At 65.3% G+C, this 4,741-nt stretch carries 4 protein-coding genes; all 4 read left to right on the top strand.

Going from position 1 to position 4,741, the window contains the following annotated elements; translation table 11 throughout:
- Positions 1 to 1,008: amino acid ABC transporter permease (locus tag ACT84W_RS09525; RefSeq protein WP_444329028.1), on the top strand; the 1,008-nt coding region annotated here is incomplete at its 5' end.
- Positions 998 to 1,861, top strand: coding sequence for an amino acid ABC transporter ATP-binding protein (locus ACT84W_RS09520; RefSeq protein ID WP_444329027.1), 864 nt, complete (start codon positions 998 to 1,000; stop codon positions 1,859 to 1,861). The genes ACT84W_RS09525 and ACT84W_RS09520, both read left to right, overlap by 11 nt.
- A 260-nt stretch (positions 1,862 to 2,121) precedes the next feature.
- Positions 2,122 to 2,796, top strand: coding sequence for a response regulator transcription factor (locus ACT84W_RS09515; RefSeq protein WP_417576047.1), 675 nt, complete (start codon positions 2,122 to 2,124; stop codon positions 2,794 to 2,796).
- Between the two features lie 235 nt (positions 2,797 to 3,031).
- On the top strand, positions 3,032 to 4,657 hold the full coding sequence (locus ACT84W_RS09510) for a trypsin-like peptidase domain-containing protein (RefSeq protein ID WP_444329026.1): 1,626 nt from the start codon (positions 3,032 to 3,034) through the stop codon (positions 4,655 to 4,657).
- Positions 4,658 to 4,741 lie beyond the last annotated feature (84 nt).

Here is a 4,741-nt window from a genome sequence, read left to right as displayed (position 1 = left end):
AACCGCGTGAACGTCGACGGCCAGGCCAAGGCCGACGGCGGCAGCGTCACCGTCGACTTCGCGGAGCCCGTCCCCGCCGGGTCGCTGCTGCGCCTCGAGGTCACGGGCATGAAGTTCCCCGCCGCGGGCGGCGACTACTCCGTCGAGGGCAGCTACACCACCGACAGGGCAAAGAAGGACCTCGCGCCCTCGAGCGCGATCTCCATCATCGCGAACACCCCGCTGCAGTCCATCGTCAACTGGCTCGACGAGCAGCCCTGGGTCGAGGCATGGAACTCCAACCAGTTCCTCGGCATGTTCTTCAAGCCGCAGCTGCTGGTCACGTCCTTCTCGTCGCTGTTCCCCGGCTGGCTTCTGTGCCTGGCCATCGTCGTGGCGTGCTACCCCTTCGCCATCGTGCTCGGCCTGCTCTTCTCGCTGCTCAAGATCTCGAAGCACCGCCTGTGCCGCGCCATCGCCGTGGTCTACATCAACATCCTGCGCGGCACCCCGCTTTTCCTGCAGATCTACATCATGTTCTTTGGCTTGCCCATGGTCGGCATCAACATCGACAACAACCTGCTGGGCATCATCGTCATGGCCGTGAACTCCTCGGCCTACCTGGCCGAGATCTTCCGCGCCGGCATCCAGTCCATCCCGCGCGGCCAGTACGAGGCCGCGAGCTCGCTGGGCATGAGCTACGTGCAGACGATGTTCTCCGTCATCCTGCCGCAGACCGTCCGCCGCGTGATCCCGACGGTGACGAGCGACTTCATCACCGCCTTCAAGGACACCTCGCTTCTGTCCTCGGTGGGCGTCATGGAGCTCATGATGTTCTCCAAGAACCTGACCACCGTGTCCGGCAACATCACCCCGTACGTCGCCGCCGGCATCTTCTACCTCATCGTCACCCTGCCGCTGATCAAGGTCGTCGGCATCGTCGAGGAGAGGATCGCCCGCTCCGAGCGCGGCGCGGGCCCCAGGCCCAAGGCCGTCAAGCAGCTGAAGGAGGCCGCTGATGCCGAGTAAGCTCTTTGCCCGCGGCGCCGCGCAGGACGTGCCCGCCGCCGTTCCCGCCGACAAGGCCGCTGAGGCTGCCTACGCCGCCGACCAGGGCCTCACGAACCACCACTTCACGCCCGGCGAGCACCCCGTGGTGCGCATCGAGCACCTGAACAAGAGCTTCGACGACACCAAGGTCTTGAAGGACGTGAGCCTGAACGTCTGGCCGGGCGAGGTCGTCGTCGTGCTCGGGCCCTCCGGCTCCGGCAAGTCCACGATGCTGCGCTGCATCAACCTGCTCGAGACCCCGACCGCGGGCCACATCCTCATCGAGGACGAGGAGATCACGGGCAAGTCCGCGACCGACGTGAACAAGCTCCGCCGCGACGTGGGCATGGTGTTCCAGCAGTTCAACCTCTTCCCGCACCTGACGGCCAAGGAGAACGTCATGATCGGCCAGATCAAGGTGCTCAAGAAGTCCAAGGAGGAGGCCGCCGCCGAGGCCATGAAGCAACTCGCGGCCGTGGGCCTCGCGGACCGCGCCGACTTCAAGCCGGCCCAGCTCTCCGGCGGCCAGCAGCAGCGCGTCGCCATCGCCCGCGCCGTCGCCATGCACCCGAACGTGCTCCTCTTCGACGAGCCGACCTCCGCGCTCGACCCGGAGCTCGTCCGCGGCGTCCTCGATGTCATGCGCGACCTCGCCGAGAACTCAGGCATGACGATGATCGTCGTCACGCACGAGATGGGCTTCGCCCGCGACGTGGCCGACCGCGTCGTCTTCATGGAAGGCGGCGTCGTGGTCGAGCAGGGCGTGCCGGCGGAGGTCTTCGACCACCCGAAGAACGCCCGCACGGCCGAGTTCCTCGGCTCGATCGACTAGCGCGGCGTCCGGAAGGCACGCCGGGTCGCCGCAAGGCGCGCCGGGGTCGCCACAGGGCGCGCCCCTGCTGCGCGTCGGCGCGGGTTTCTTTCCATGTTCCGCGACGCGCGTTGCGTAACTTCCGCGCAGGTGGTCCCCATAATGCGCCTCAGCTCAATCTAGCTGGGGCGCATTTGCTTATTTACTGTGTGAGCGAATTAATATGTTCGCAATATGGTAATGTGAAAACAAATCTGTCATTTGCATGAGGGGGCACAAGGGTGCATCACAAGAACATCCTTCTCGTTTCGGCCACAACTCGTCTGCACGACCGCATGCGCGAGCTATCGCACGGCATCGACGTCTCCATCGCGCTTGCCAACGAGGCGACCTTCTCTCAGGCGATCTCGTCGGGTCATGAGTTCGACCTTGTGATCCTCGACGGCGAGGGCATCGGCCAGGACACCCTGAACGCGATCGACTCCTTCGTCGCGGACAACGGCTTCATCCCCATGCTCCTGGTCCAGGACGCCGAGAAGCTCGCTTCCCTCCACATGCCGACCCAGGGCAAGAACGACTTCATCGTCTCGGCAGCGACCGCGGCCGAGTTCGAGATGCGCTGCACCCTGCTTCTGTGGCCCGGCGAGGAGAGCGCCCCGGCAGACATCGTCTCGGTCGACAACATGACCATCAACCTGGCCACCTACCAGGTCTACATTGACGATAAGCCCGTCGACCTCACCCTCATGGAGTACTCGCTTCTGAGCTTCCTCGCCACGCACCCCTCGCGCGCCTACTCGCGCGAGACCCTGCTGCATCGCGTGTGGGGCTTCGAGTACTGCGGCGGCACGCGAACCGTGGACGTCCACATCCGTCGTGTCCGCTCGAAGGTCGGCCCTCAGGTCGCGAGCCACATCGTCACCATCCGCGGCGTCGGCTACCTCTTCCGCGTCTAACCCGCATTGGTTGACACCCATCACTGGGTGACAGTCATTACGTGCAGCTTTCTGGGACACCCTGCCTTGTGCGGGGTGTCTTTTTGCAGTCTCGATTTCAGCTACATCAAAGACTCATGCCGCTGCTGTGCTGTCCTGTGGATTCAGTTAACTGCAAGCCTCAGGGGGTAAAGTGCTTCTTGGTTAGATGAAAACGCATCCTTGGCGGGCTCGGGTGCCCGGGAGGGGAGAAGCAATGGACGAGTACACGTACGACCCTGCGGGCACGCAGCCCACGACGCAGCAGCCGGCTCAGCCCACAGCCCAGCAACCTTCGACGGGCACGGCGCAGCCGGGGTACCAGGACGGGTATCAGCGCGGCGCGCAGGCCGGCTACGAGGCGGGCTTCCATGCCGGCCAGACGGCTCAGCAGCCGCGCGTGAACCCTGACGCCTCGGGTGCTTTCGCGGGCAACGCCGGTACGTCCGCCAGTACCGCCGCGGGCTCCTCTGCCCCTGCGGGCAGCGCTTCCTGGAACGGCGGCACGGTTCCCCCGATCCCCGGCCAGCAGCCGGGTCTCGCGCCTACGCCCGATGACGGCAAGAAGCCCAAGCGCGAGCACCGTGGCGCCAAGGCGCTCATCCTCGGCATCGCGGGCGGCGTCCTCGGCGCGGGGCTGCTCACGGGCGTGCTCCTCAGCACGGGCGTCATCGGCCGCGGCGGCTCTGCCACCTTCAACACGGGCACGAACCAGTCCATAACCATCAACCCGAGCGATGAGAACACCTCCACCGCGACGGCCGTCGCAGCCAAGGCGCTGCCCTCCGTCTGCACGGTCACCGTGACCACGAGCGACGGCACCGGCGAGGGCTCGGGCGTCATCTACGACAACGACGGCGACATCATCACGAACAACCACGTCATCGAGGACGCCGAATCCATCAGCGTGATCATCAACGGCCAGAACTACGACGCGACGCTCGTGGGCACCGACGCCTCCTCCGACGTCGCCGTCGTCAAGGTCGACCTCCAGGGCGCGCAGGTGACCCCGATCGAGGTCGGTGACTCCGCGGCGCTGCAGGTCGGCGATTGGGTCATGTCCATCGGCAGCCCCTTCGGCTTCGAGCAGTCCGTCTCGCAGGGCATCGTCAGCGCCCTCACGCGCAACCAGCTGCTCCAGAACAGCTCGGGTAATACGCTCTACACGAACCTGATCCAGGTCGACGCTGCCATCAACCCCGGTAACTCGGGCGGCGCCCTCGTCAACTCCAAGGGCCAGCTCGTGGGCATCTGCACGCTCTACAGCTCCGACACCCAGAGCTTCGCCGGCATCGGCTTCGCCATCCCGGGCAACTATGCCACGCAGGTCGCGGACAAGATTATCAAGGGCGAGACCGTCACGCATGCCCACATCGGCCTCAGCATGCAGACCGTGAACGCGCAGAACGCCAAGGTCAACAAGCTCTCGGTGAGCCAGGGCGCCTACGTCGCCGACGTCGCCGAGAACGGCCCCGCCGCAAACGCCGGCATCCAGAAGGGCGACATCATCATCGCCATGGACGACACGCAGATCACCTCCGCCGATGCCGCGATCCTGGCCGTGCGCTCACACAACATCGGCGACACCGTGAAGGTCACCGTCATGCGCGGCAACGACCAGAAGGAGTTCGAGGTCACGCTCGACGACGACTCCGAGCTTCAGAAGCAGCAGCAGGAGCAGCAGAGCCAGCCCAAGTCGAACATCAACGACTACCTGCAGAACAACGGGGATGGCTCCGGCAATGGGTACGGAGACAACTCCGACTTCCTCGAGGAGCTGCAGCAGTATCTGAACCAGCGCCACAACGGCTACGGCGACCACGGCTACGGCTACGGCAACTAGCAGGTTCGTCGGCCAGTGGGTCTTGTGGCCTTCGGCCTGAATCGACGGCTGGAAAGAAGCGCGCAGAGCGGCCCGGTGGGGAGA

Source organism: Paratractidigestivibacter sp. (genome assembly GCF_052362415.1).
Classification (GTDB): Bacteria; Actinomycetota; Coriobacteriia; order Coriobacteriales; family Atopobiaceae; genus Paratractidigestivibacter.
This window is presented reverse-complemented; position numbering and strand designations above follow the sequence as displayed.